Here is a 21,098-nt window from a genome sequence, read left to right on the forward strand (position 1 = left end):
ATTTATGAAACTTAATTTCACGGGTTTTAGCGATCCGGGACTTATTCGTTCTAATAATCAGGATGCTTACTATATCGACCCAGAAGGACGATTTTTCGTTGTCGCCGATGGTATGGGTGGTCATGCCGGAGGTGAAGAGGCAAGCCGGATTGCTACTGGAGAAATTCAGGCGTATTTGGTAGCAAATTGGGAAACTTCTAAATCTTCTCAAGAATTACTAGAGCAAGCTTTGTGGGTTGCCAATGAAGCGATTTTGCAAGACCAGCAAAATCATCCCGAACGCGCCGATATGGGGACAACTGTTGTAGCAGTAATTTTTCGCTCCCCAGAGTCGCCTTGGTGCGCTCATGTTGGCGATTCACGGCTGTATCGCTTCCGCGAGTCGCACTTAGAACAGGTGACGGAAGACCACACTTGGGTAGCACGAGCAATCAAAATCGGTGACATCACCTTAGATGAAGCACGATTACATCCTTTTCGCCATGTATTATCGCGCTGTTTGGGGCGTGAAGACTTGCATCAAATTGATGTGCAACCACTAGATGTAAAAGTTGGCGATCGCTTGCTCTTATGTAGTGATGGTCTTACAGAAGAACTTGTCGAGCAAAAGATTGCTAACTGCCTCCAAGATAGTCCTTGGCTTGATAAAGCCGCCATCTCTCTTGTTGAGGCTGCCAAAGAGCATGGAGGGCACGATAACATCACAGTTGTCATCGTCTCGCTTGAAGAAAATAGTCATTAGTCATTGGTCATTGGTCATTGGTAACGGACAAATGACAAAGGACAAATAACTAATCTGGTAAATATACTCAGTAATTTGTTCAGCGTGAGCATTTTTCCTTTTTACAATTTGATACAAATATTTTTAGCCTCTAAAATCACCCAAAGAGGCTAAATTTGTATAAATTGGGAAATTGACATCTTGCACCTAATAAGGTAAAGCGACTATAATTCACGCTTATTACCATTAATTCCCCAACCTCCTTACAATTTCCCTCACCGAAGCTTATTCCACGCTTGCGGAGACAGCATCTTAGGCTTTTTAAACACAAAGACTAAGACAGGTTTTGCATAGCACCAAATATTCTCTTTAAAGGATATTTGTGCAAAGCAGGAATGAATGAGGGAGGTAGTTATACTTATCTAAGACCAAATAGAGCTTATTTTCCGGAATATGGTTCAGCTGACTTGGGTGGTATATCAGTAGGATTAGATGCAAGATATCAAAGCAGAAAAAAGTCCACACTTTGGATGTGGGCAATCTGTCAAACAATTGTTATCTTTCGTAATACGGAGGAACAAATGTTGGACAGATATAAGTCCAAATATTATCCCATTTGGACTTCTGTAAGCGATATCACCTTTACACGTTGTTTTTTCGGAGTAATTATGAATCAACCAATGAAACTATCCTTGGAACAGCAATTCAGCATCTGCTCATTTGCTACTCAGGTGCAAAATATGAGCCACGATCAAGCTAAAGATTTTTTAGTCAAGCTCTACGAGCAAATGGTCGTGCGCGAGGCAACTTATCAAGAGCTTCTTAAGCATCAGTGGGGCTTAGATTCAGGTTCCACTATGGCATAGAGTCGTTCTAATGTCGCAGTGGGCGACCTCCTTCTCTTGCTTGGTTCCAAGGAGGAAAAGAGCTGGGGATGCCGGGGCGTCAACTTCGATAACTAATTCTACAAGATGGCGCAAAAGTTCAATTCCCGAAATTAATTAAGAATGAATAAACACTGTCTACGGCATATCTGATGGAGTCTAGACTAACTTTAGCATTGCAGGCTAAAACTGTTGTTTGCTTTAGCCAAACTTATTGTTGTTTCGTCTAGTGAGGAAATCAAACCTGCACAAATTGACAATCCACTGGAATATTTGCAGAGGAAGATTCAGAGATAATTTGTATACCACTGCTTCAGCAGCTAGTGATTTCACTCTTTATACATATAACTAGAAGTTAGATATTTATATATATTTTGTTTATAAAACGTTACATTCTGAGAGCGACCACCTATGAAACACGTAACATTAAGAAATTATGCCTAGCTGGAAAGATCGTATGGAGAATCTGTATCTATACTTTCCAGTTTTGTTATAATCTGAGGCTTAATCTTTTCGTACTCGTTTTTGAGTAAACTTTTACTAATTTGCGGGTCGGCAGAGGACATCAACGTATTGCTCATTGCGACCCACTCTTGCAGTCGTTGCCGTTGGGCAGAAGCGACGCTGGAAAGTAAGATGTGGGTACAGGGATTTGGTGCTTCTCGTGCAAAGAATAGGAGGCGGTAGTAACCTGTGTGCTGTAGTAACCGGGCAATTTCTTGACCAAGGCTGGTTTTGAAATCGATATAATAAGGCAACCATTTAGCGCCATGCTTGCGATTGTAGATGACAGTAATCCATAGCAGCATGGGATGGGGGATAGAGATGAACAGAAATTGGTTATAGCGGGTACAGAGTAAGCGTTTTTGAATTTCCTCTTGCGGTAGCATCACCCACAAAGCTGGTAAAACCTCCCCATTGGTATGAATGGGCTGGGGAAACACAATATCGGCAATTGGTTTATTTTTGGGCCAGGAAATGGCACGAGCAATTTCATCGTTTGACCAGGATGCCCGCAAATCGGCTTTGGTCTTTTGTTCAAGCTCGCTGCTAGCTGTAGTAGTAGGAACTAAAGAATGGCTGGCTTGCTGAATTTTGCGTGTATGCTCAGGCTTTTCTAAAGATGCTAAAACTCTGAGGATTTCAGTAATACTTTGAGGGCGATCGCGTGCTACTTTAGCTAGACAACTCATCACCAAATTTTCAATTTCTTTTGGTAGTTCTAATCCAGGCACAGCCTCAGCAAAAGAACGTGGTTTTTGATAATGATGTGTTTTATACCACGCACCAAAAGAGTGAGTTGGTGCCACCAGTGGCATTTTGCCTGTGAGCATCTCAAACATCATGACACCCAAACTATAAATATCAGCACGATTGTCTAATTCTTTACCCTCCATCTGTTCGGGAGAAGAATAAGCCAATGTCCCCAAATAAAATTTTGTATGGTCGCCATCTGACTGTAATAACTTAGCAATACCAAAATCTAGAACCTTGACCAATTCTCCAAAACTGGGATCTTGAATCACCAGCATATTGCTTGGCTTGACATCGCGATGGATAATTGGGCAAATAGCGCCATCAACTGGGATGCCATCATGGGCGCACTGTAACCCCAGGCTGAGTTGACGCGCCATACTGAGGAATCTTGTTAAAGGTAATCGTTGCTTGCGAATAATATTGTTCAGGCTTTGTCCTTGTAAGTATTCCATAACGTAGAATGGGGTGTTATTGTCATCTACGCCGTAGTCCATAACTCGGACAATATGGATACTTTTTTGCCCTAGTAAAGCACAGGTTTTTGCTTCTCGCTCAAAACGGTCTTGCAATCGCATCTTTTCATTTTGGATTGATAGAGCCAGAAACTTAACTGCAACAGGTACACCTCCCAACAATGTATCTTTAGCACGATAAACCCGACCCATTGCTCCAGTACCGATTAACTCTTGGAGTTGGTAGCGTTTGCTGAGTAAGCGACCAATGTTGGGGTCTGACATAGAAAATTCGACTCCAAAAGCAGGTTGTAAATGTTTGGGAGGACAAGTGCATTCAAAAATTGTAGTGTAGTTTTAGTTTGCCCAATTTTGACTAATGCGCTATCACTCTTGGCATCTCCTCTTCTCTACGAGACGTTGCTTTGTGTTGAGAGAAGACGGCATTAGTTTGGCTACACCAAGACTTACGCAACTGGCATAAGCAATAGCGTGCGGAGCGCGCCGACTGCCTAAAAACTAAGCAATTGACATAGCAATATCTGGACGTTTTAACTGCCCAATTAAATAATTTGACAACAAACCATGTTTAATTTGATAACTTGATATACAAGCCCTTGCTGCAAATTTTTCACAGGTTAACAAACCCTGAAATTCGCATTACTTTACGAAGTAGACTTAGTTTATGTAATAACGAATTATATTCATCCAATACTTTTAAAACATTTTCTGATTACCTAACAATCTTTTTAACCTTCCAGCTAATTATTACTATGTAATGATGCATTATTTATAGGTAATCTGTAATACTTTAAGTGTGATATTTTCGTTTTTTGTGCTGATTAGGATATATATCAAAACTTGATTTATTATTCATCAAATAGTATTGAATTCGACGTTCGACAATACCATTAAATCGTGACATAAAATCATAAAAGAAACCCGGATATTTCCTGATTTCTGTGAATGCTGTTAACCATTTTCTTTGTTTTATAGGTTCTACAACTTGAAGATAAGCTAGATTTTTCTTATAGACTGACAGATTATAAGATAGAGCACGCATTAGAGTAGGATTCTTTTTCACAATGTCTTGTTGCATGAAAGAAGTAGTAGTTTTGCAGTATTGAATTAGACGTGGTAATTGGCTTTGATATACCAGAGAACCAGGGCGTGAACGGTAGAAATAATAGGGTTTTGGCTCAATAAAAAACCTAGCTCCTTTGATTAAGCATTTCATGTCAATCCAAAAATCTTGACCCATTCTAATTTCTTCATCGTACTCGATGCCGTTCTTAATCAAGAATTCTCGTTTGAATAGAGGCTTGCTTAAGCCAAGATGCAACCCTGGTTGCCCATAGACATCAGTTTCCACAAAATAAACGATATCAATTTGGAAGATTTTATCTATACGTTCTCCACTTTCTTGAATCAATGTACTCCAAGGAGATGTTGTACCGTCTTTGATCAAATAAACATCATCAGCAATCATATCTGCATTTGTTTGATTTGCCAGAGACACAAGATTTTCTAATCTTTTGGGAGCATACCAATCATCTGAATCAAGTACAGCAATCCATTCTCCTTGGGCTGCTCTGAAAGCGCGATTACGTGCCGCCGCAGCTCCAAGATTTTGCTGATTAACTATCACTTTGAGACGTCGATCGGTGAAACTTTTAGCGACTTCTACAGTTTTATCACTTGAGCCATCATCGACTATGATAACTTCAATGTCAGTGAGTGTTTGCTTTAAGGCTGACTCTATTGCCTTCCCAATATAAGTTTCAGTATTGTAAGCAGGGATAATAACGGAGACTTTAGGATTCACGAAACTGAACTCCTGACTACATGGTTAGGTAAAAAACTAAAATCCTGACCATAATTTAATCGTTTCTTTTTTACTATACAACTCAGTAGGTCGGTAAGAATAAACAATGAGTGGTTAAAGTTGGGCAGGAGATATTAGGCGTTGGTAAACCAGTGCGTTGTCAGAGTTCTTTGAACGGCGGTTTTTGGCTTAGAAGAACAGCAAAGGGTGAGGTAGGGCTGCTTTTAAGCTGACTGACGCTCTAGGCTAGCTTCCATTGTGTTAGTTAAAAAATGACCAGCTAAGATACCACTACTGAGATAATATGTATCTTGCGAAATCCGGTGTAGGGTTTCAAAGCCACTACGACGCTGACGATCGCCTAGTACCCAGTAACGCTGTACGATCGTATCCAGACCAATCCAGCCTTCACCTTCAACCTGCCCCAAAATATTATGTTGTAGTAAAAAAGTATACTGACGCTCTCCATCATGCAACCGCCCCTTATATTGCAGAGAGATTTCAGAGCGATCGCTGCCTGGGAATATCAGTTTTGTGGCCATAGTAAACCAGTTATCTCGATTCCAAGCGACCAACGTCATACCCTTGACGCTGATTGGCATACCGTTACGTTCTAGCCAATTTCCTTCCATTGCCCAGCGTCCTGGTTCCAATAAAAAAGTATGAGCCACCTTTTATTCCCTGTCTTGCTTGAGTGCCGCCAAAACTACAGTTATAGCAGTGCTAAGTTACCAGTGATGAGTTCGAGAAAAGAATGAAGAAATTTTTTATCTTGTTTATTGTTCTTGACTCAAGACTGACCTTGGTGAATTTCTCCCAAAAGTACTTCTTGAGGTGCACCTGTGGCTGTAGGTAAGTTGCCAGGAATACCTAAATGTCGCCAGTAGGCTAAAACTGCGAAAGCGATCGCTTCTTTAAAATCTGCACTCAAGCCGACTTCATCTGTTGTCGAGACTGGTATCGATCCTAACAACAACTGTAACCTTTGTTTCAAATAAAGATTGCGACTACCACCACCACATAATAGTACTCGTTGTGGCATTTCTGGCAAAAAAGTGCGGTAACTATGAAAAATTGAAGCAACTGTAAGTTCTGTGAGAGTTGCCAGTACGTCAGCCGGATTGAGTTGGTATGCTTGAGCATCTTTTAAACACTGATGCAAGTAAGTCACACCAAATAATTCGCGTCCAGTGGATTTGGGTGGCGGTAGATGAAAGTAGTCTTGGTTGAGCCATTGTTCTACTAATTGATGGCAAGGAGTACCACTTGCTGCCCAATTGCCATCTTCATCATAAGTTTTAGCACCACCGCTTAAATGCTCCACCGCTAGATCCAACAGACTATTTCCTGGGCCAGTATCCCAACCACGAATTTTTGAGAGCCAGTCTCCATACCGAGGCGGAATATAAGCAACATTGCCAATACCACCAATGTTTTGAATACAACGCCCCTCCTGGGAATGACTGAGTAAATAAGCATCGACTCTGGGCACGAGAGGCGCACCATGACCACCAATAGCAATATCAGCAACGCGGAAGTTGCTCACAGTCGCAATGTTCGTAAGATAGGCAATTAATGCACCTCGCCCTAGTTGAAGACTGTAACCCAAGGGACTGCCCAGTGCTGTTAACGGATAGCTAGAGTTTAGCCCGTGGGTAGCGATCGTTTCTCTCCCCCTGCTCCCCTGCTCCTCGGTCACTGAGCGTAGCCGTTCGCGCCGCGTCTCGTAGAGAAGTGCTGCTCCCCCTGCTCCCTCTTTGGGTGGTCGATGATAAACCGTTTGACCGTGGGAACCAATGAGAGTGGCGCGCTGATGACCAATTTGAATATTTTGAGCGGCTTGGGCAAAGACTTGGGCGATCGCATCATCTATTTCCGCTAATTCTGCCATTGAGATGGCAGCGCCTGCACCAACTGCTAATATTTTTTCTCTGAGTTGGGCTGGATAAGGATATGTTGCCCCGGCTAGCAACTCAACTTTGAGATCCAATTCTGTACCGGAAACCTCTACCAACGCAGCGTCTATGCCATCTACGGATGTGCCACTAATTAAACCAATAACGCGAGTAGGGACAACAGCTTTTTCAGTTGGATGCATCGCTCGATATTCTTTTGTTGATTGCAAGAGTTTAGTTTAATTCATGTTAATAGCTATGTCAAAACACTCAGGTTGCATAGTTGATTACAGAAGAAAAAGTAAATAGAGCGACGGAAGAATCTCAAAATCAATAGCAATGACCCCGAATCTATTTATATTGACCAGCAAACAAATAATTTAAAACAATTTTGTTTGTTATCTTGATCGATCCTTAATCAGGACAACATCCGAATATACAAATTCTTAATATATGCAGGCTAACTTTACAACTTTTTTACCTTCAGATAAATAACAGATATCCTATCCACTTTTCCTGCAAGTGAAACTACTGATTTCTGTTCAAAAATAGGGCAAATTCTTGGCTAAATCTAGGGATTTTTCAATAAATCCAAATCCAGTAGTTTCATCCTATTGTTTCTTCTATAAGACACTACATAATGAATCCAAGTCGCAAACGAACTTTTCAACAATTAAAAATACAGAATTTCAAGATTATGTCTCTTACAAAAATTGCTTGTATCGCTGCTCTATCCTTATCTGCAATCTCCTCATTTATCTATGCAGGTTCTGCCCAGGCTATTTCCTTCCAAATAACCACTGGCATTGCAGGCCCTAATGGAGAAACTGACCAAGGTGCTTTTTCTGAGTTTACTCAACTTCCCGGTACGACAACTGTTAACTTCAATAATGGTCAAGCACCAACCACTGGTTTTGCTAAATACTCATTTGAGAATAACAGTGGAACCAGCAGTGTGAGGTCAGATGTATGGGCACCTGCTGGGGCAAATGGTGAAGTCAATAATGGGAATTATTTGGCAGTTTTCAACGGCGATAAAGTCACAATTAACCTTGCAAGTTCCCTCAATTATTTCGGTATTGACTGGGGAGCTATTAGTTCTGGTAACGTTTTTTCCTTCTACAATGGCGATAATCTAATCAAATCATTTACAACAGAGGATGTGAACCCAGTTGCTCCAATTCGTGCATCACAGCATGGCGGTGAAGGAAATGGCTACCTTCACTTCTACTCAGATAGTAGCAACGACATTTTCAACAAGATTGTCATTACCCAAACAGGTGGTGGTGGATTTGAAAGCGACAACCATTCTTTCCATCTAGGAACTGACAAATTTACAGGTTTTGATCCTAAGTCTGTTCCTGAGCCTAGTATTACATTAGGTATGCTGGCTGTAGGTGGTATGTTTCTACGCAAGCGCAAGAACGAAAAGTTACAAACTGTAAGACAATCTCATTAAATATATCAATCTGAGCTCAGTAAGATTTTCTCTATAGTCTAACCTTAGCCTGTAGAAGGATTTCAAAACTTAGTTAATATTAAATACAAATCAGGGCGAGTTTACTTAGGTAAACTCGCCCTAATACATTTGCCATTTATAATCAGGGCTTCTTCTACGGTCAATGCTACGCGCAGCAAGCTGAGAAAATTTTCTTTAACTAGACTTTTTATTCATGCAAAATTGGGAGAAGGGGTTGAGGGATGTAGCAAGATCCGGTAGGGTGGGCAAATTTTACATTTCATTTGTGCAAGAGGTCTACTCAATACTGCTTAGAGCTTAACCAAACTGTATTGAGAGTGAACCGTAATTTTGACTCCTATAGGTTATTGCATGAATAAAATATACGTGGATTAGTTTAGATATAATAATGACTCATTCTTTGTTGTCCTAACTGGAGAAATTAATGGGTCGCGCCAAAAAGGTTGTCCTGGCATATTCTGGCGGAGTGGATACCTCAGTTTGCATCCCCTACCTCAAGCAGGAGTGGGGTGTGGAAGAGGTGATTACCCTAGCAGCAGATTTAGGTCAGGGAGATGAATTAGAGCCAATCAGAGAAAAAGCTCTGAAATCGGGTGCAAGTGAATCCCTAGTGGCAGATGTCAAAGACAGCTTCGTTAAAGATTACGCCTTTGGAGCGATTCAAGCCAACGCCCTTTATGAAAATCGTTATCCTCTAGGAACCGCCCTAGCTCGTCCACTGATTGCCAAAATATTAGTAGAAACAGCCGAAAAATATGGTGCTGATGCGATCGCTCACGGTTGCACCGGTAAAGGCAACGATCAGGTTCGCTTTGATGTCTCTGTCACCGCCTTAAACCCCAACCTGAAGATCCTCGCACCAGCCAGAGAATGGGGGATGAGTCGTGAGGAAACGATCGCTTATGGGGAAAAGTTTGGTATTCCCTCACCAGTTAAAAAATCTTCTCCCTATAGTATTGACAAGAATTTGCTTGGTCGGAGTATTGAAGCTGGTTTACTCGAAGATCCGTCATTTGAGCCACCAGAAGAAATTTATGAGATGACCAAAGCGATCGCTCAGACTCCCAACGAGCCAGAGTACATCGAAATTGGTTTCCAGGGTGGTATTCCTATAACCCTCAACGGTATAGCCAAAAAGCCAGTTGAGCTAATTGAAGAACTCAATCAGATGGTAGGAAATCACGGCATCGGCCGGATCGATATGATTGAAAACCGTCTGGTGGGGATCAAATCGCGGGAAATCTACGAATCACCCGCAATGTTGGTGCTAATTCAAGCACATAAAGATTTAGAAAGCTTGACTTTAACGGCAGATGTCACCCATTACAAGCGTGGGATTGAAGAAACTTACAGCCAAATAGTTTACAACGGTTTGTGGTACAGTCCACTTAAAGTTGCACTCGATGCCTTTATTCAAAAGACACAAGAGCAAGTCTTTGGAACTGTGCGAGTGAAGTTGTTCAAGGGCAACTCTACGATAGTTGGGCGTTCGAGCGATAATTCTCTCTATACTCCTGATTTGGCAACCTACGGAGCCGAAGACAAATTTGACCACAAAGCCGCTGAAGGCTTTATCTATGTTTGGGGACTACCGACTCGCATTTGGTCAAAGCAGATTAGGAGTTAGAAGTAGAGACGCGATTAATCGCGTCTGTACAGGAGTTAGGAGTTAAAAAAGCAAAATACAAAAGTAAAAGTCAAAAAAATTCACTTTTTACTTTACTTTTCACTCCTGACTCCTGACTTAGTTTATGCTTGACTTACTCTTCTGCTGCACCTTTAACCTGGCGAGATTCCAGCCACAGGGGCACAATAATTAAGGCAGCGAGGATTAGTAACGCTGCGATCGCAAATTGACCCACCCAAGCAACCAATTGTTCTAAAGAGACTATTTTGCCAGCAAAAAAAGCTAAGGTTACCATCAAACTAGCCCAAGCAACTGCTCCTAAAAAGTTGTATAAAAAGAATTTTCTAAAGGGCATTTCAGCTATACCAGCTAGTGGTGCAGCAAAAACTCGTAACAATGCCAAAAAACGCCCAAAAAACACTCCTTTAGCAGCGTTTTGACTAAATTGATCTTTAATACTCAGCAGCCGCACTTCAGAAATCCGAAATATGCTGCCAACTTTTACTAGAAAAGCCCAACCGCTAACTCTACCAATCCAATAGCCACAAGTACCACCAATGACAGCACCCATAATTGCGTCACCGAGAACCAGCCAGAAATTTAGTTCATCGCTACCAGCTAAAAACCCGCCTACTAAGGTCACGGTTTCACCAGGAAGGGGAATGCCTAAATTTTCTAGCAAAATTCCGAAAAAAATTGCCCAATACCCGTAATTATGAGCAATTTCCTGGATATTTTGTAGTGAAATCAACTCTAAAGACATTCCACACCGCCGTCTTTACAAATTTTTACTTTTACTATATTTTTACTATATTTTTACTATATTTTTGCTTGTTTTTGGGTGGAGTGTCAATCAAACTAATACATAACTTCTACGCTATGGTAACTATTAACTTATGACTATTAACTATCCAATTTTTGGGATTAGTACCACATGTTCATAATCTATTAAAAAAAGATTAAAAATTTTATAGAAAATTTATAAATATCCGTTTAAATTGTGAAAATCTTGTAAAAGATACGGTTGATACCGAAATTGTTAGGCGCTTATGCCTATATTGATGAAAGTTATCACAAATTATACGACATGAATACTGAAATAATCTCTCTCAACTGTAGGACTAAAATTGCCCAAATATCTGGGTAAAAGGTCATTTTACCGTTGAAAAAGAAGAAGTATTGATGTCTTTTTCAATTTTTTGTCAAGTGTTCCAATTACCCTGTTAAATTCATGGCTTTCACACAAGAACTTCAAGTGATTTTGTTTAAACCCCAAGGAAGCATAGATTTGCAAGGCGGTAAGGCTTTGAGCGAACAGATGGCTGGAGTAGTCCCTCAAGCTTATCAACTCTGGGTTATCGATCTAGCAGAAGTTAACTTCATGGACAGCTCTGGGTTAGTTCCTTTAGTAAAAGGCTTAAAAGCTGCACGTCAGAGTGGTTGCCGTTTAGTTCTATGCAACGTACAAGCTCCTGTACGGTTGATTTTGGAACTTACCCAACTCGATACAGTGTTTGAAATTTTTCACACTTACCAAGATATTTTTACCAACGTTAAAGATAACAGTCTGATGCTAGCAGACTAACTAATAAATCTACCTACGGGAGGATGGCGGAGTCAAGCAATATTTGCATTTTTTCACATTCTCTTTAAAATAACAGTCTGGTGCTAGCAGGCTGATTTTCTTTATTGGCAAGAGTTGAATGTTGAGGGAAACTCATATCTTTGAGCTAGGTAGTATAAATCGCATTATTGGAAGTCATCTACCTAAAGCAGTAAAGTCAGAAATTGCCAAAATGGATCAAAGCAAATGCAACTGTTTGTGACACTCCCCAGCCTTTTAAATCCAGGGTTGTGCAAATTACTCTAAGCTAATTGTTTTATCTGGGACGTAACTAGTGAAAGGAAGCAGGAGGTAAGAAAGGTTAGAATCTCGGCTTTTCGGTTATTTCTAACTTTATAGTTATTTTTGCCTCGATCTAGTACTTGGATGCCTCCAAGATGTTTTGATGCACCAATTTCTTACCTCTTAAATTCCACCATAATGATAATTTTAGGCATTCTGGGGAGTCGAAATATTAGTTTGTTCCGATGCTGGGCGGGGAAAATTTGGTAAATCAATACCGCTGTGACTAGCATTGCGAGTTTTGAGTGCTAAACGGTAACTCACACTTTGCAGTTCTGCTTGCAGTTGGCGGTTTTCCCGTTGTAGCGTTGCTACCTTTTCTCTGACTGGCGTCATCCGCTCCTCAAACTTCCGACGGTAAATTTGAGGCAACTCTTGTACTACTTGCTCCAACATCCGAGTGCGATCGGTAAGTTCTTGAACTGACTGTCGCAATTGATAAATTTCGGAGTCACGAGTTGTAATTTGCTCTTGGTAGAACGCCACCTGCTGTTCCACAGCTTGGAGTTGTTCTTGTAAAGCGTGTAACTGGGTCAGATCGCGCTCAAATTCCGGCTGCTGTGGCATAAAACTAGTGTTACCCTTTACCAGCCGGAAAAGTTCTTGAGATAGTTGTTGCACTAATTGATCGCGAAGTTGCAACTCCTGGCGTAGCTGCGATACTTCCGTCGAGAGAACTTGAATATTAGGTGTCTCAGATTGGCTCACAGTAGCTTAAAGCTCCCATTCAGAATCTTGTCCACTCTTAGGTATAACTGCGGGAGTACTACCTTTGGCAAGTATTTGTTAATTTAGCATTCCCAAACAAGTGACGAAAAAAGAAAAAGACAAAATTTTATTGAATGGGAGTGGGGATTGGAGAGTTAGGAGTTAGGAGTTAGGAATTCTTCTCCTGCTTCCCCTACTTTCTCATCTCCCTCATCTCCCTACACTGTTGCAGGTGCAGCTACTTTAGTAGGTTTTTCTTTTTCCTCTTTAGGGGGTTTTTCTTCTTCAATGTCCTGCTTAATTGTCAAATAGCGAATCACTTCTTCACTCAAACGCATAGCGCGTTCAAAAGGAGCGATCGCAGTTGCAGGCGCGCTGTAGTTTAACTGGATGTAGATGCCATCCCGATGTTTTTTGATTTCATAAGCCAGACGGCGCTTACCACGATTTTGAATTTGGATGTCCTGGGCGCCTTGTTCGCGAAGCAAATTCTGATATTTAGTAACTGCTTGCTCTACCTGTTCCTCTCCCAAGTCAGGACGGAGGATGTACATTGTTTCGTAATTTGTAGTCATATTTTTCAGTTTCCTCATGGACAAAAGTGGCTGCTGATATCAATTTATACCTAAGCTTTATTTAAAATGCCAGTATTAATCAACATCTGAAGCAACAAGGAACTATAATCTTACCAGTTTTCAATTTGAATCATTAGCCAAATTGCCAAAGAAAGTTTGGATTTTTTGGATGTCCCTAATGAAAACTAGGTTGAGAGGCAATCCTGATATTTCTTTCACAAGATAGATCGAGCTATCAGCTTCGCTAAGGGGTATCTTTCTTTAAAGGGCATCTTAATAGCGATCGCTTTTTTGCTCAAGGCTCAATCGGTTGGCTAAACAGCTAACTGACGATTGCTAGGTACTCACAGCAACTAAAAAGCAGAAAAAAGGTATTTATCAAGGTTATGGCGCAGCGCTACGTGCGAATTCAAAATCCAGAAGGACAGATTTACTATGGGTTACTACAGCTATCCCTGAATGTACAGGTGCTAGATGCTCCACCCTGGTTACAAGGACAACCCACTGATTTAACTTTGACACCAGAAAATTACCAAATTCTGGCTCCCTGCGCCCCCTCAAAAATTGTGGCCGTGGGTAAGAATTATGCGGATCATGCAGCTGAAATGGGAACCCCAGTACCTTCTGAGCCATTAATCTTTCTGAAGCCACCTACGTCGATCATTCCATCTGAAAGAGAAATTAAGTATCCTCCGCAGTCACAGAGAGTTGACTATGAAGGAGAGTTAGCTCTAGTGATTGGCGATTACGCTTTTGAATGCACGCCAGAGGTAGCCCAAACCAAAATTTGGGGCTACACCATCGCCAATGACGTAACAGCGCGGGATTTACAAAAACAGGATGGTCAGTGGACGCGAGCTAAAGGTTTTGATACTTTCTGTCCTTTGGGACCTTGGATTGTGCGGGAATTAAATCCAGGAGCGAGATTGCAGACTTTTGTGAATGACGATGCTAATCCAGTCCAATCTGCCTGTATCGATCGGATGGTGTTTTCCCCCGATGTTTTAGTTTCCTATATCAGTCAGGTGATGACGCTACTCCCTGGTGATTTGGTGCTTACAGGTACGCCTGAGGGTGTAAGTGCTTTGCATCCAGGCGATCGCGTCCGCGTAGAAATTGAAGGTATCGGTCGCCTGGAAAACACCGTAGCGACCCGTTAACTTCTAACGCACTTGCATATACACTGCATCGGAAATCGCTGGAATTTCTGCATAACGTCCGCTCACAGACTGGATGACTGAATATGCGACTGCTCCCACTATGCCGATAAAAATGGTTGTGGATAGAGTTTGGATTGCAAAACCACCGGAAGGAACTAGTCCCACAACATCAGTTAGGATGCTAAACAAAAAGATAATGATATCCAAAAGGATTGCTTGCATGGTGTTGAAACGAATAAAGTGACTAATTTTTTCGTTTCTTACTACCAGCAAAAATAAAGCAAAGAAAATAATCATTCCTGCATAACGCACGCCGTAGTAAATTCTCAATAATGGCAGAAGCGGTAAAAACAGTAGTTGTAACGGTGGAAACTCTGAGAGTAAATATCTACCAAATACAAAAACTTCAATTAGAGGAAGCAAATAAGGCAAGGAAGCAAAAATCCGATCTGAAACTGTTGTAGACCCGCGCCAAGACATTATGCGTTCTCCTGTGGTTAAATTTTAATAGTTACTTGAGCTTAGGATAACGCAGTTACTGGTCTTGCTGAGAAATTCAACTATTCTATATGGGCGATGCGAAAGCCCATCATACATTCATATTGGTCTGGCTGCTGTTGAGTAAGTTTGCGAATGGCTTGACCACAGCGCAGTTGACCTTTACGCCAACGGGGTTGACCGCTCCCGTCAGCAAGTAAACAAGACTGGCAAACTTGCTCAGGGGCAAGGATTTGCTCGTCCATTAAAATGACTAGCATCGAATCCCTCCTGTAAATCCTCATTGTCAACCCACATTTCACTCAAGGGAAGACGTGTTTTGTAACGGTTCAAATAGCCACTTCAGATAGATTGGATGCGTTTTGCGTGGTTAAGTGTTGTGATTTGCAATCTCGCTTTGCGCCTAACTTGGGCGATCGCAGAGGACACTTAAGAACCACATCCTACCTCTTTGCAGCAAAAATGTGGGTAATTATGATTCAATAACAATTCTCAAGTGAATTTAAATTTATTGTACGTTGTGTCTATTGCAAAGTGGAAATTCTAGTAAAAAATAATACAAAAATTTTTGCACTAAGTTGAGCAAAGACAACTAACGGTATCCATTGTATCTCTGTTAATTTAGCACTAGGATGTGTCAAACTTAATATTCAGAAAACAACAAAAGCTTTACGCACAAGCAACACGGCGACTTATTGAAATTCCCTTGAGGTGAGTAGTTAAAGTGTGTGAAGTCAAGTCAGTAAAACTGAGTTAACTTGATAGTTATTTAAGTGAGGCATTTCTAAAATACTGAGGTAAACTTGCAAGCAAGTTAATACACAATATTACTCAGCGGCTCGTCGGTCTGGGCATCACTTACAATGGAACACTGGCAATTTCTGATACAGAAACAAGGCGCTCGCTCGTGGCATATCCTAGAATCGCCAAATTTGGAAATCTTGGAAGGGCAGTATAGAGTTTTGGCTCGTTCTAACCTTCTTAATACAGACGTGGAAGTGCGAGTAACTCACTCTTCAACTGAGGAAGTTCAACCAACGCGGCGAATTTTCAAGCGATCGCGTCGCACTAATTCAGAAGGCATAATGGCGGTAATTCCTTTTACCTACTTCCAACCGGGAGTTTGGGAGTTGCGGTGTTCCGGCGATTTGATGTCGGATCTGCTCGGTAAATCTTGGCAATACAGCGTGCAAGTACAAGTCTTCTCGCTGTTAGCAGAGAGAGAACCGAGGAAAAATTTAGACTCAAGTTCATCCAACGATCGCCCAGATCCTGTTTCTGGAAACTTGGAATATAGTGCTTCAGCAGAAACTGCAATCACGTTATTTACGTTTGAGAAAGCGATCGCAGTTTCTGAAGGACTGGCAATTACTACAGATAGCAACCTCACTGTTGCACCAGATGAAGAGAACTTGGAATCTAATGCCCCAGCAGAAACTGCAATTGCGCTAGATGATAATGCGATCGCAGTTTCTGAAGGACTGGCAATTACTACAGATAGCAACCTCACTGTTGCACCAGATGAAGAGAACTTGGAATCTAATGCCTCAGCAGAAACTGCAATTGCGCTAGATAATGCGATCGCAGTTTCTGAAGGACTGGCAATTACTACAGATAACAACCTCACTGTTGCACCAGATGAAGAGAACTTGGAATCTAATGCCCCAGCAGAAACTGCAATTGCGCTAGATAATGCGATCGCAGTTTCTGAAGGACTGGCAATTACTACAGATAACAACCTCACTGTTGCCTCAGATGAAGAGAACTTGAAATCTAATGCCCCAGCAGAAACTGCAATTGAGCTAGATAATGCGATCGCAGTTTCTGAAGAACTGGCAATTACTAAAGATAGCAACCTCACTGTTGCAGCAGATGAAGAGAACTTAGAATCTAATGCCCCAGCAGAAACTGCAATTGAGCTAGATAATGCGATCGCAGTTTCTGAAGGACTGGCAATTACTACAGATAGCAACCTTGTTACCACTGTTGCACCAAATGAAGAGAACTTGGAATCTAATGCCCCAGCAGAAACTGCAATTGAGCTAGATAATGCGATCGCAGTTTCTGAAGAACTGGCAATTACTACAGATAGCAACCTTGTTACCACTGTTGCACCAGATGAAGGGAACTTGGAATCTAATGCCCCAGCAGAAACTGCAATTGCGCTAGATAATCCGATCGCAGTTTCTGAAGGACTGGCAATTACTACAGATAGCAACCTTGTTACCACTGTTGCCTCAGATGAAACGGAAGAAGATGAAGATATAGTTATCGATCGGCCTGTAAGTCCTGTATGGCTCAAAGGAGAGACGGCAGAGCAGATTTTACAAAATTTAATAGATTTAGCTTTACCCACCTCTGAACTACTGCCGCAAGATGAAAAAGTTACAGATTCTTCGGCAACACAACTACCGCCACCATTACTGCTAATTTTAAGTCAGGATAATTATATTGCTCGTTGGGGACAAGCTCTTATAATCAACGGGTACATAGAATTCCAAGAAAAGACAAATCTAGATTGGGATGAAACATCATCTTCAAAAAGCTTGCGGGCGCTTGCAGTAGAAATTGAACTGCGATCGCCCAAGAACTCGAAAATATTGACCAAAGTACGGCAAACCTTATCAGATAAAGTGTTGCCCTTTACCATCAATACCTCAATTGATATTCCTGCTGATTGTGAATCTAAGCTAATTTTGGCAGATATCAGTTTGTATGGTAAATTCGCCGATGCTGGTGAAGTCATGCCGTTAGCCACCCAGTCCTTCACCATTACAGCAGATGTAACAGAATTACTGGCAATTACAGCCGCAGCAAAATCCAACATATTTTTAAATGATCTCATAACACCATCGGACTCATCTGCTGCTTTCACAGAAACAGAGACACCTGTTAAACTCGATTTGAAACTATTAAATCTGGTCAAAACTCCAAAAACAGAGCAGTCTCAGATAGTTAATCCATCCCCAAACACACCTTTACCACCGCAAATTAACCTGCAAGTTTTGCGAGAAGCTAACTTGCGGACATCTAAGCTCAAGAATTCAAGTATTTCGTTGCCTCAATTACCGAAACTGCCCCCTATTCAAAGTGATGCCAACATTCCCTCAGATGTTGTTGCAGAACCACAGACACCAGAGAAGCTTGTAGAAAAGGATGCTACTATAGCCACCATCAATTTGGAGCAGTTGGTCATCAAGCAACGTCGAATGCCAATAATCGAGACTACTTTGCCATACTTGAAACGGCTACAAGCTTTACCAGATGATGCCGAAGAAAAAGTAGAAAATAATGTTCTTCCAGATACATTAGAAGTTAAAGCGGCTGAAGACTTACCAAAGTTGGACGCAACTGTGGCTGAAGATGAAAATATACCTGAATTAGGAGTAGATGACGCACAATTTCAGGAAGAATCTGTTGCTGAAGTTGAAGCCCCGCAAAATTCACAATTCCAGGAAGAATCTGTTGCTGAAATCGAAGCCCCGCAAAATTCACAACTTCAGGAAGAATCTATTGCTGAAATCGAAGCCCCACAAAATTCACAACTTCAGGAAGAATCTATTGCTGAAGTTGAAGCCCCACAAAATGCACAATTAATTACAACAGGAAACCTTTATTCATCTCCCCTGCTCAGGAAGTGGATGCAGAGCCAAGGATACTCTTTGCCTGAATCTATCAACGATCTGCAACCTCAAGATTACAATAACTATGTTCCACCACAACAGATACCCCTTCCTCCTAGTGCAGAAAATGCGAATGTTGATGTTAACTTGTTGTCATTAGACCTAGATGCCAACACGGAGAAAAATCTGAACCAAGATTGGAGCAGTTCACAACTTCTCTTGGCTGAAACGCCCAAGGGACAAGAAACATGGCAAGAAGTCGAAGGATTGGCTCCTGAACAGGAGAACTTTGGGGAAGATATAGACACAGCGCAGGAAATAGAACAGGGGATTGGAAAAAATACGGAAATAGAAAAAGTACTAGAACCAACAATCTCATCGGCTCTGTTAACACAACTACCGCCCCCTCCTCCTCCGATAAAAATAAATATAGCGTCAGCTTGGTTGGCGCAAGAAATCGTTGTAGATGATACAGATACCGAACTGGAAGGCGATGCAAAGGAGAGTGACACCTTTGAAGAAAAGGAGCAACCACTTTTATATTCATCTTCTTCCTTACCTCTAATTGCGGCAGCCACTGAGCCTTTGCCAACTCCACATTTGTATGTGCCAGAAGGCGAATTAATTGCTGGCAAGTCTGTCATAGTGCGCGTAGTACTGCCGGAAGTACCTCTGCAAGTTGTTGTCAAGTTATGGCTTGAAGATTATCAAACTCGCTACTTACTAGATGGGCCTCATTTATTGACAAATTTACTTCCTAATGCATCAGGAGGGTTGGAAGTGATGACACAATTAAACATTCCCTTTGGCTGTTTGGAAATTCGCTTAGGAGCGATCGCACTCGATCTAACAACCCAACAGGAAAGTCACAAAGTCACAATAGTACGAACCGTGATTCCTCCAGACTTGCCAAGCTTGCAACTAGATGAGCTCCTGGGTATGTAACTCAGGTATGAGGGACATTGGGTATGGAGAAGAGACAAGGTAGACCAGGAAGAGAGGGGAGACTTGGGAGAGACTTGTTCAATAATTTCCCCTTTGTCCCGCTTGTCCCCCTTTTCCCCTTGTCTCCTCTGTCCCCCTGCTCCCCATCTCTAATTTCCCCTGTGTTAAAAATATGAAAGAATTTCAAAAATCTGGCAGAATTTGCAGTAAGCTCATCTTGAATTGTAGTGTGATTTCATAGGAACCTTTAACTATGGCAGCATCTTTTTTGCCTACTGTCTTGGCTAGTACTTCGTACTTGTCTGCGATCTTCGTGCCCATAATTGGTTGGATTTTGCCAGGTGTGGTCTTCGCATTTCTGTTTTTATACATTGAAAGCGACGATATCAGCGATATCAGCTGATACTGATGTAGTCATTAGTCATTAGTCATTAGTCATTGGTTATTGGTCATTAGTCATTTGTAAAAAACAAATGACAAAGGACAAATGACAAAGGACAAAGGACAAATGACCAAAATTAATACCGCCCATCTCATAGAGACAGGCGGTTTTTTTAACGTTGATTTCTCAACAAATGCTAGAAAGTTCTAACTTATAGTATTCGGTTCAAACTAACTAATGTTAAATCGAAGAACCGAGTCCGGCGTAGGCACCATAAAAGAAAATGCCCAAGACTGTAATTATACCTAAACCTGCGATCGTAGCGACGACCCACAGGGGAATTCTCCCACTTCCAGACACAGCTTCTCTCCTCCCTTAACAACAAATCAACACACGTTCATAAACCAAGATTAACAACAGTACTTCTAATTAGTTAAAGAAGTAACTGGAAAACAGAATACCCAGAACGAAAATTAGTAGTAATCCCAGGTATAACGAAGTCCGGTTTAGTTCAACCGGTTGATTATTGGGATTGGGCGATCTTTCTACCATAATTGCTCCTAACGTTGAATAAATTGCATTGCGGCGATCGCGCCCAAAAAGAATACAGTTGGTACACCTAAAGTGTGAACTGCCAGCCATCTAACGGTAAAAATTGGATAGGTAACTGGTTGATTGATGTTGTTGCCGCTAGTCATGATCTCAAACTACTTTCCAATAAATTGTTCAACTTGTTTTTTAGCTTCAAAACGGTTCTTCACAATGGGCACTTCTTGCCGCGCTGGTGTGAAATACTCGTTGGGACGGGGTGTACCAAAAGCATCATAAGCCAGTCCGGTGCTGACAAATAACCAACCAGCAATAAATAATGCCGGGATGGTGATACTGTGAATTACCCAGTAACGAACGCTAGTAATGATGTCCGAAAATGGACGTTCTCCAGTGGTACCTGACATTTAGATCCCTACCTTATACATAGAGTGTTATTGAGTTTATTATCCTACAAAGTTAAGAAAGAGTTACAAGTTGCAACGTTCTTCTCAGAAATTGTACGTTGGGAATGGGGCATTAGGAGTGCTGTTAGCGATAGCGGGGCGTTTAGCCCGTGCTGAGTGCTGAGTTAAGAGTTAGGAGTTAAGAGTTAGGAGTTAGGAGTTTTG

21 protein-coding genes are annotated in these 21,098 nt (G+C 41.5%); 8 read left to right on the forward strand and 13 right to left on the reverse strand.

Features of this window, described 5'->3' with window-relative positions; genetic code table 11:
- The first annotated feature begins 4 nt into the window (after positions 1-4).
- Together ACR5KR_RS09445 and ACR5KR_RS09450 are read left to right on the forward strand one after the other, a co-directional pair.
- Positions 5-742 carry a Stp1/IreP family PP2C-type Ser/Thr phosphatase gene (locus tag ACR5KR_RS09445; RefSeq protein WP_445626794.1) on the forward strand — a complete coding sequence of 246 codons (738 nt, stop codon included), beginning with the start codon at positions 5-7 and terminating at the stop codon, positions 740-742.
- A gap of 647 nt (positions 743-1,389) precedes the next feature.
- Complete coding sequence (locus ACR5KR_RS09450; RefSeq protein WP_041565841.1) at positions 1,390-1,587, forward strand: NblA/ycf18 family protein; 198 nt, start codon at positions 1,390-1,392, stop codon at positions 1,585-1,587.
- Positions 1,588-2,045: 458 nt separating this feature from the next.
- Here the strand turns inward: ACR5KR_RS09450 and ACR5KR_RS09455 are convergent, their stop codons facing one another.
- The 4 genes from ACR5KR_RS09455 to ACR5KR_RS09470 all read right to left on the reverse strand — a co-directional run bounded on the left by ACR5KR_RS09455 (position 2,046) and on the right by ACR5KR_RS09470 (position 7,237).
- Positions 2,046-3,599 carry a serine/threonine-protein kinase gene (locus tag ACR5KR_RS09455; protein WP_448266310.1) on the reverse strand — a complete coding sequence of 518 codons (1,554 nt, stop codon included), beginning with the start codon at positions 3,597-3,599 and terminating at the stop codon, positions 2,046-2,048.
- A gap of 526 nt (positions 3,600-4,125) precedes the next feature.
- Positions 4,126-5,139 carry a glycosyltransferase family 2 protein gene (locus ACR5KR_RS09460; RefSeq protein WP_448266311.1) on the reverse strand — a complete coding sequence of 338 codons (1,014 nt, stop codon included), beginning with the start codon at positions 5,137-5,139 and terminating at the stop codon, positions 4,126-4,128.
- Positions 5,140-5,363: 224 nt separating this feature from the next.
- The gene (locus tag ACR5KR_RS09465) at positions 5,364-5,810 is read right to left on the reverse strand and encodes a hypothetical protein (RefSeq protein WP_094348018.1); all 447 of its coding nucleotides are present in this window, start codon (positions 5,808-5,810) and stop codon (positions 5,364-5,366) included.
- Between the two features lie 119 nt (positions 5,811-5,929).
- Positions 5,930-7,237, reverse strand: a complete 1,308-nt coding sequence (locus ACR5KR_RS09470; RefSeq protein ID WP_448270144.1) for an anhydro-N-acetylmuramic acid kinase — start codon at positions 7,235-7,237, stop codon at positions 5,930-5,932.
- A gap of 494 nt (positions 7,238-7,731) precedes the next feature.
- Here ACR5KR_RS09470 and ACR5KR_RS09475 point away from each other — a divergent pair, with 494 nt between their 5' ends.
- Positions 7,732-8,493: an Npun_F0296 family exosortase-dependent surface protein gene (locus tag ACR5KR_RS09475; RefSeq protein WP_445626790.1), complete on the forward strand. Its 762-nt coding sequence runs from the start codon at positions 7,732-7,734 to the stop codon at positions 8,491-8,493.
- A 445-nt stretch (positions 8,494-8,938) separates the two neighbouring features.
- Positions 8,939-10,141 (forward strand): argininosuccinate synthase, encoded by a 1,203-nt coding sequence (locus tag ACR5KR_RS09480; RefSeq protein WP_448266312.1) that lies wholly within the window; start codon positions 8,939-8,941, stop codon positions 10,139-10,141.
- 133 nt (positions 10,142-10,274) lie between these two features.
- On the opposite strand, the gene ACR5KR_RS09485 is transcribed toward ACR5KR_RS09480, so the two are convergent.
- Positions 10,275-10,904: a DedA family protein gene (locus tag ACR5KR_RS09485; RefSeq protein ID WP_445626788.1), complete on the reverse strand. Its 630-nt coding sequence runs from the start codon at positions 10,902-10,904 to the stop codon at positions 10,275-10,277.
- Positions 10,905-11,372: 468 nt separating this feature from the next.
- On the opposite strand from ACR5KR_RS09485, the gene ACR5KR_RS09490 reads away from it, so the two are divergent.
- On the forward strand, positions 11,373-11,726 hold the full coding sequence (locus tag ACR5KR_RS09490; protein WP_322700624.1) for an STAS domain-containing protein: 354 nt from the start codon (positions 11,373-11,375) through the stop codon (positions 11,724-11,726).
- A 468-nt stretch (positions 11,727-12,194) separates the two neighbouring features.
- Here the strand turns inward: ACR5KR_RS09490 and ACR5KR_RS09495 are convergent, their stop codons facing one another.
- A complete protein-coding gene (locus ACR5KR_RS09495) occupies positions 12,195-12,755 on the reverse strand; it encodes an Npun_F5560 family protein (RefSeq protein ID WP_445626786.1) in 561 nt (186 codons plus the stop codon).
- Positions 12,756-12,973: 218 nt separating this feature from the next.
- Entirely contained in the window at positions 12,974-13,330 is a 357-nt protein-coding gene (rpsF, locus tag ACR5KR_RS09500; RefSeq protein WP_445626785.1) for a 30S ribosomal protein S6, read from the reverse strand.
- Positions 13,331-13,716: 386 nt separating this feature from the next.
- Here rpsF and ACR5KR_RS09505 point away from each other — a divergent pair, with 386 nt between their 5' ends.
- Positions 13,717-14,490 carry a fumarylacetoacetate hydrolase family protein gene (locus ACR5KR_RS09505; protein WP_448266313.1) on the forward strand — a complete coding sequence of 258 codons (774 nt, stop codon included), beginning with the start codon at positions 13,717-13,719 and terminating at the stop codon, positions 14,488-14,490.
- A 3-nt stretch (positions 14,491-14,493) separates the two neighbouring features.
- Here the strand turns inward: ACR5KR_RS09505 and ACR5KR_RS09510 are convergent, their stop codons facing one another.
- Together ACR5KR_RS09510 and ACR5KR_RS09515 are read right to left on the reverse strand one after the other, a co-directional pair.
- Positions 14,494-14,970, reverse strand: coding sequence for a Tic20 family protein (locus ACR5KR_RS09510; protein ID WP_094348027.1), 477 nt, complete (start codon positions 14,968-14,970; stop codon positions 14,494-14,496).
- An 80-nt stretch (positions 14,971-15,050) separates the two neighbouring features.
- Positions 15,051-15,248: a hypothetical protein gene (locus ACR5KR_RS09515; RefSeq protein WP_445626783.1), complete on the reverse strand. Its 198-nt coding sequence runs from the start codon at positions 15,246-15,248 to the stop codon at positions 15,051-15,053.
- A 603-nt stretch (positions 15,249-15,851) separates the two neighbouring features.
- Between ACR5KR_RS09515 and ACR5KR_RS09520 the strand changes: the two genes are divergently transcribed.
- Positions 15,852-19,556: a hypothetical protein gene (locus ACR5KR_RS09520; protein ID WP_448266314.1), complete on the forward strand. Its 3,705-nt coding sequence runs from the start codon at positions 15,852-15,854 to the stop codon at positions 19,554-19,556.
- 253 nt (positions 19,557-19,809) lie between these two features.
- A complete protein-coding gene (psaI, locus tag ACR5KR_RS09525) occupies positions 19,810-19,959 on the forward strand; it encodes a photosystem I reaction center subunit VIII (RefSeq protein ID WP_322693829.1) in 150 nt (49 codons plus the stop codon).
- Positions 19,960-20,178: 219 nt separating this feature from the next.
- On the opposite strand, the gene ACR5KR_RS09530 is transcribed toward psaI, so the two are convergent.
- From ACR5KR_RS09530 to psbE, 4 genes are all read right to left on the reverse strand, one after another.
- Complete coding sequence (locus ACR5KR_RS09530; RefSeq protein WP_012411803.1) at positions 20,179-20,298, reverse strand: photosystem II reaction center protein J; 120 nt, start codon at positions 20,296-20,298, stop codon at positions 20,179-20,181.
- Between the two features lie 69 nt (positions 20,299-20,367).
- Positions 20,368-20,490, reverse strand: coding sequence for a photosystem II reaction center protein L (locus ACR5KR_RS09535; RefSeq protein ID WP_015127970.1), 123 nt, complete (start codon positions 20,488-20,490; stop codon positions 20,368-20,370).
- A gap of 8 nt (positions 20,491-20,498) precedes the next feature.
- Positions 20,499-20,636 carry a cytochrome b559 subunit beta gene (gene psbF / locus ACR5KR_RS09540; protein WP_015115279.1) on the reverse strand — a complete coding sequence of 46 codons (138 nt, stop codon included), beginning with the start codon at positions 20,634-20,636 and terminating at the stop codon, positions 20,499-20,501.
- Positions 20,637-20,645: 9 nt separating this feature from the next.
- Positions 20,646-20,894 (reverse strand): cytochrome b559 subunit alpha, encoded by a 249-nt coding sequence (gene psbE / locus ACR5KR_RS09545; RefSeq protein WP_012411800.1) that lies wholly within the window; start codon positions 20,892-20,894, stop codon positions 20,646-20,648.
- Positions 20,895-21,098 lie beyond the last annotated feature (204 nt).

Source organism: Nostoc sp. DSM 114159 (assembly GCF_053470285.1).

Excerpts from the sequence above, each read along its gene's own strand:
- ACR5KR_RS09515 (WP_445626783.1), bottom strand. The coding sequence starts at position 15,248 with ATGCTAGTCATTTTAATGGACGAGCAAATCCTTGCCCCTGAGCAAGTT.
- ACR5KR_RS09480 (WP_448266312.1), top strand. The coding sequence starts at position 8,939 with ATGGGTCGCGCCAAAAAGGTTGTCCTGGCATATTCTGGCGGAGTGGAT.
- ACR5KR_RS09445 (WP_445626794.1), top strand. The coding sequence starts at position 5 with ATGAAACTTAATTTCACGGGTTTTAGCGATCCGGGACTTATTCGTTCT.
- ACR5KR_RS09450 (WP_041565841.1), top strand. The coding sequence starts at position 1,390 with ATGAATCAACCAATGAAACTATCCTTGGAACAGCAATTCAGCATCTGC.
- rpsF (WP_445626785.1), bottom strand. The coding sequence starts at position 13,330 with ATGACTACAAATTACGAAACAATGTACATCCTCCGTCCTGACTTGGGA.
- psbF (WP_015115279.1), bottom strand. The coding sequence starts at position 20,636 with ATGACTAGCGGCAACAACATCAATCAACCAGTTACCTATCCAATTTTT.
- ACR5KR_RS09475 (WP_445626790.1), top strand. The coding sequence starts at position 7,732 with ATGTCTCTTACAAAAATTGCTTGTATCGCTGCTCTATCCTTATCTGCA.
- psaI (WP_322693829.1), top strand. The coding sequence starts at position 19,810 with ATGGCAGCATCTTTTTTGCCTACTGTCTTGGCTAGTACTTCGTACTTG.
- ACR5KR_RS09520 (WP_448266314.1), top strand. The coding sequence starts at position 15,852 with ATGGAACACTGGCAATTTCTGATACAGAAACAAGGCGCTCGCTCGTGG.
- ACR5KR_RS09470 (WP_448270144.1), bottom strand. The coding sequence starts at position 7,237 with ATGCATCCAACTGAAAAAGCTGTTGTCCCTACTCGCGTTATTGGTTTA.
- ACR5KR_RS09455 (WP_448266310.1), bottom strand. The coding sequence starts at position 3,599 with ATGTCAGACCCCAACATTGGTCGCTTACTCAGCAAACGCTACCAACTC.
- psbE (WP_012411800.1), bottom strand. The coding sequence starts at position 20,894 with ATGTCAGGTACCACTGGAGAACGTCCATTTTCGGACATCATTACTAGC.
- ACR5KR_RS09485 (WP_445626788.1), bottom strand. The coding sequence starts at position 10,904 with ATGTCTTTAGAGTTGATTTCACTACAAAATATCCAGGAAATTGCTCAT.
- ACR5KR_RS09535 (WP_015127970.1), bottom strand. The coding sequence starts at position 20,490 with ATGGTAGAAAGATCGCCCAATCCCAATAATCAACCGGTTGAACTAAAC.
- ACR5KR_RS09490 (WP_322700624.1), top strand. The coding sequence starts at position 11,373 with ATGGCTTTCACACAAGAACTTCAAGTGATTTTGTTTAAACCCCAAGGA.
- ACR5KR_RS09510 (WP_094348027.1), bottom strand. The coding sequence starts at position 14,970 with ATGTCTTGGCGCGGGTCTACAACAGTTTCAGATCGGATTTTTGCTTCC.
- ACR5KR_RS09505 (WP_448266313.1), top strand. The coding sequence starts at position 13,717 with ATGGCGCAGCGCTACGTGCGAATTCAAAATCCAGAAGGACAGATTTAC.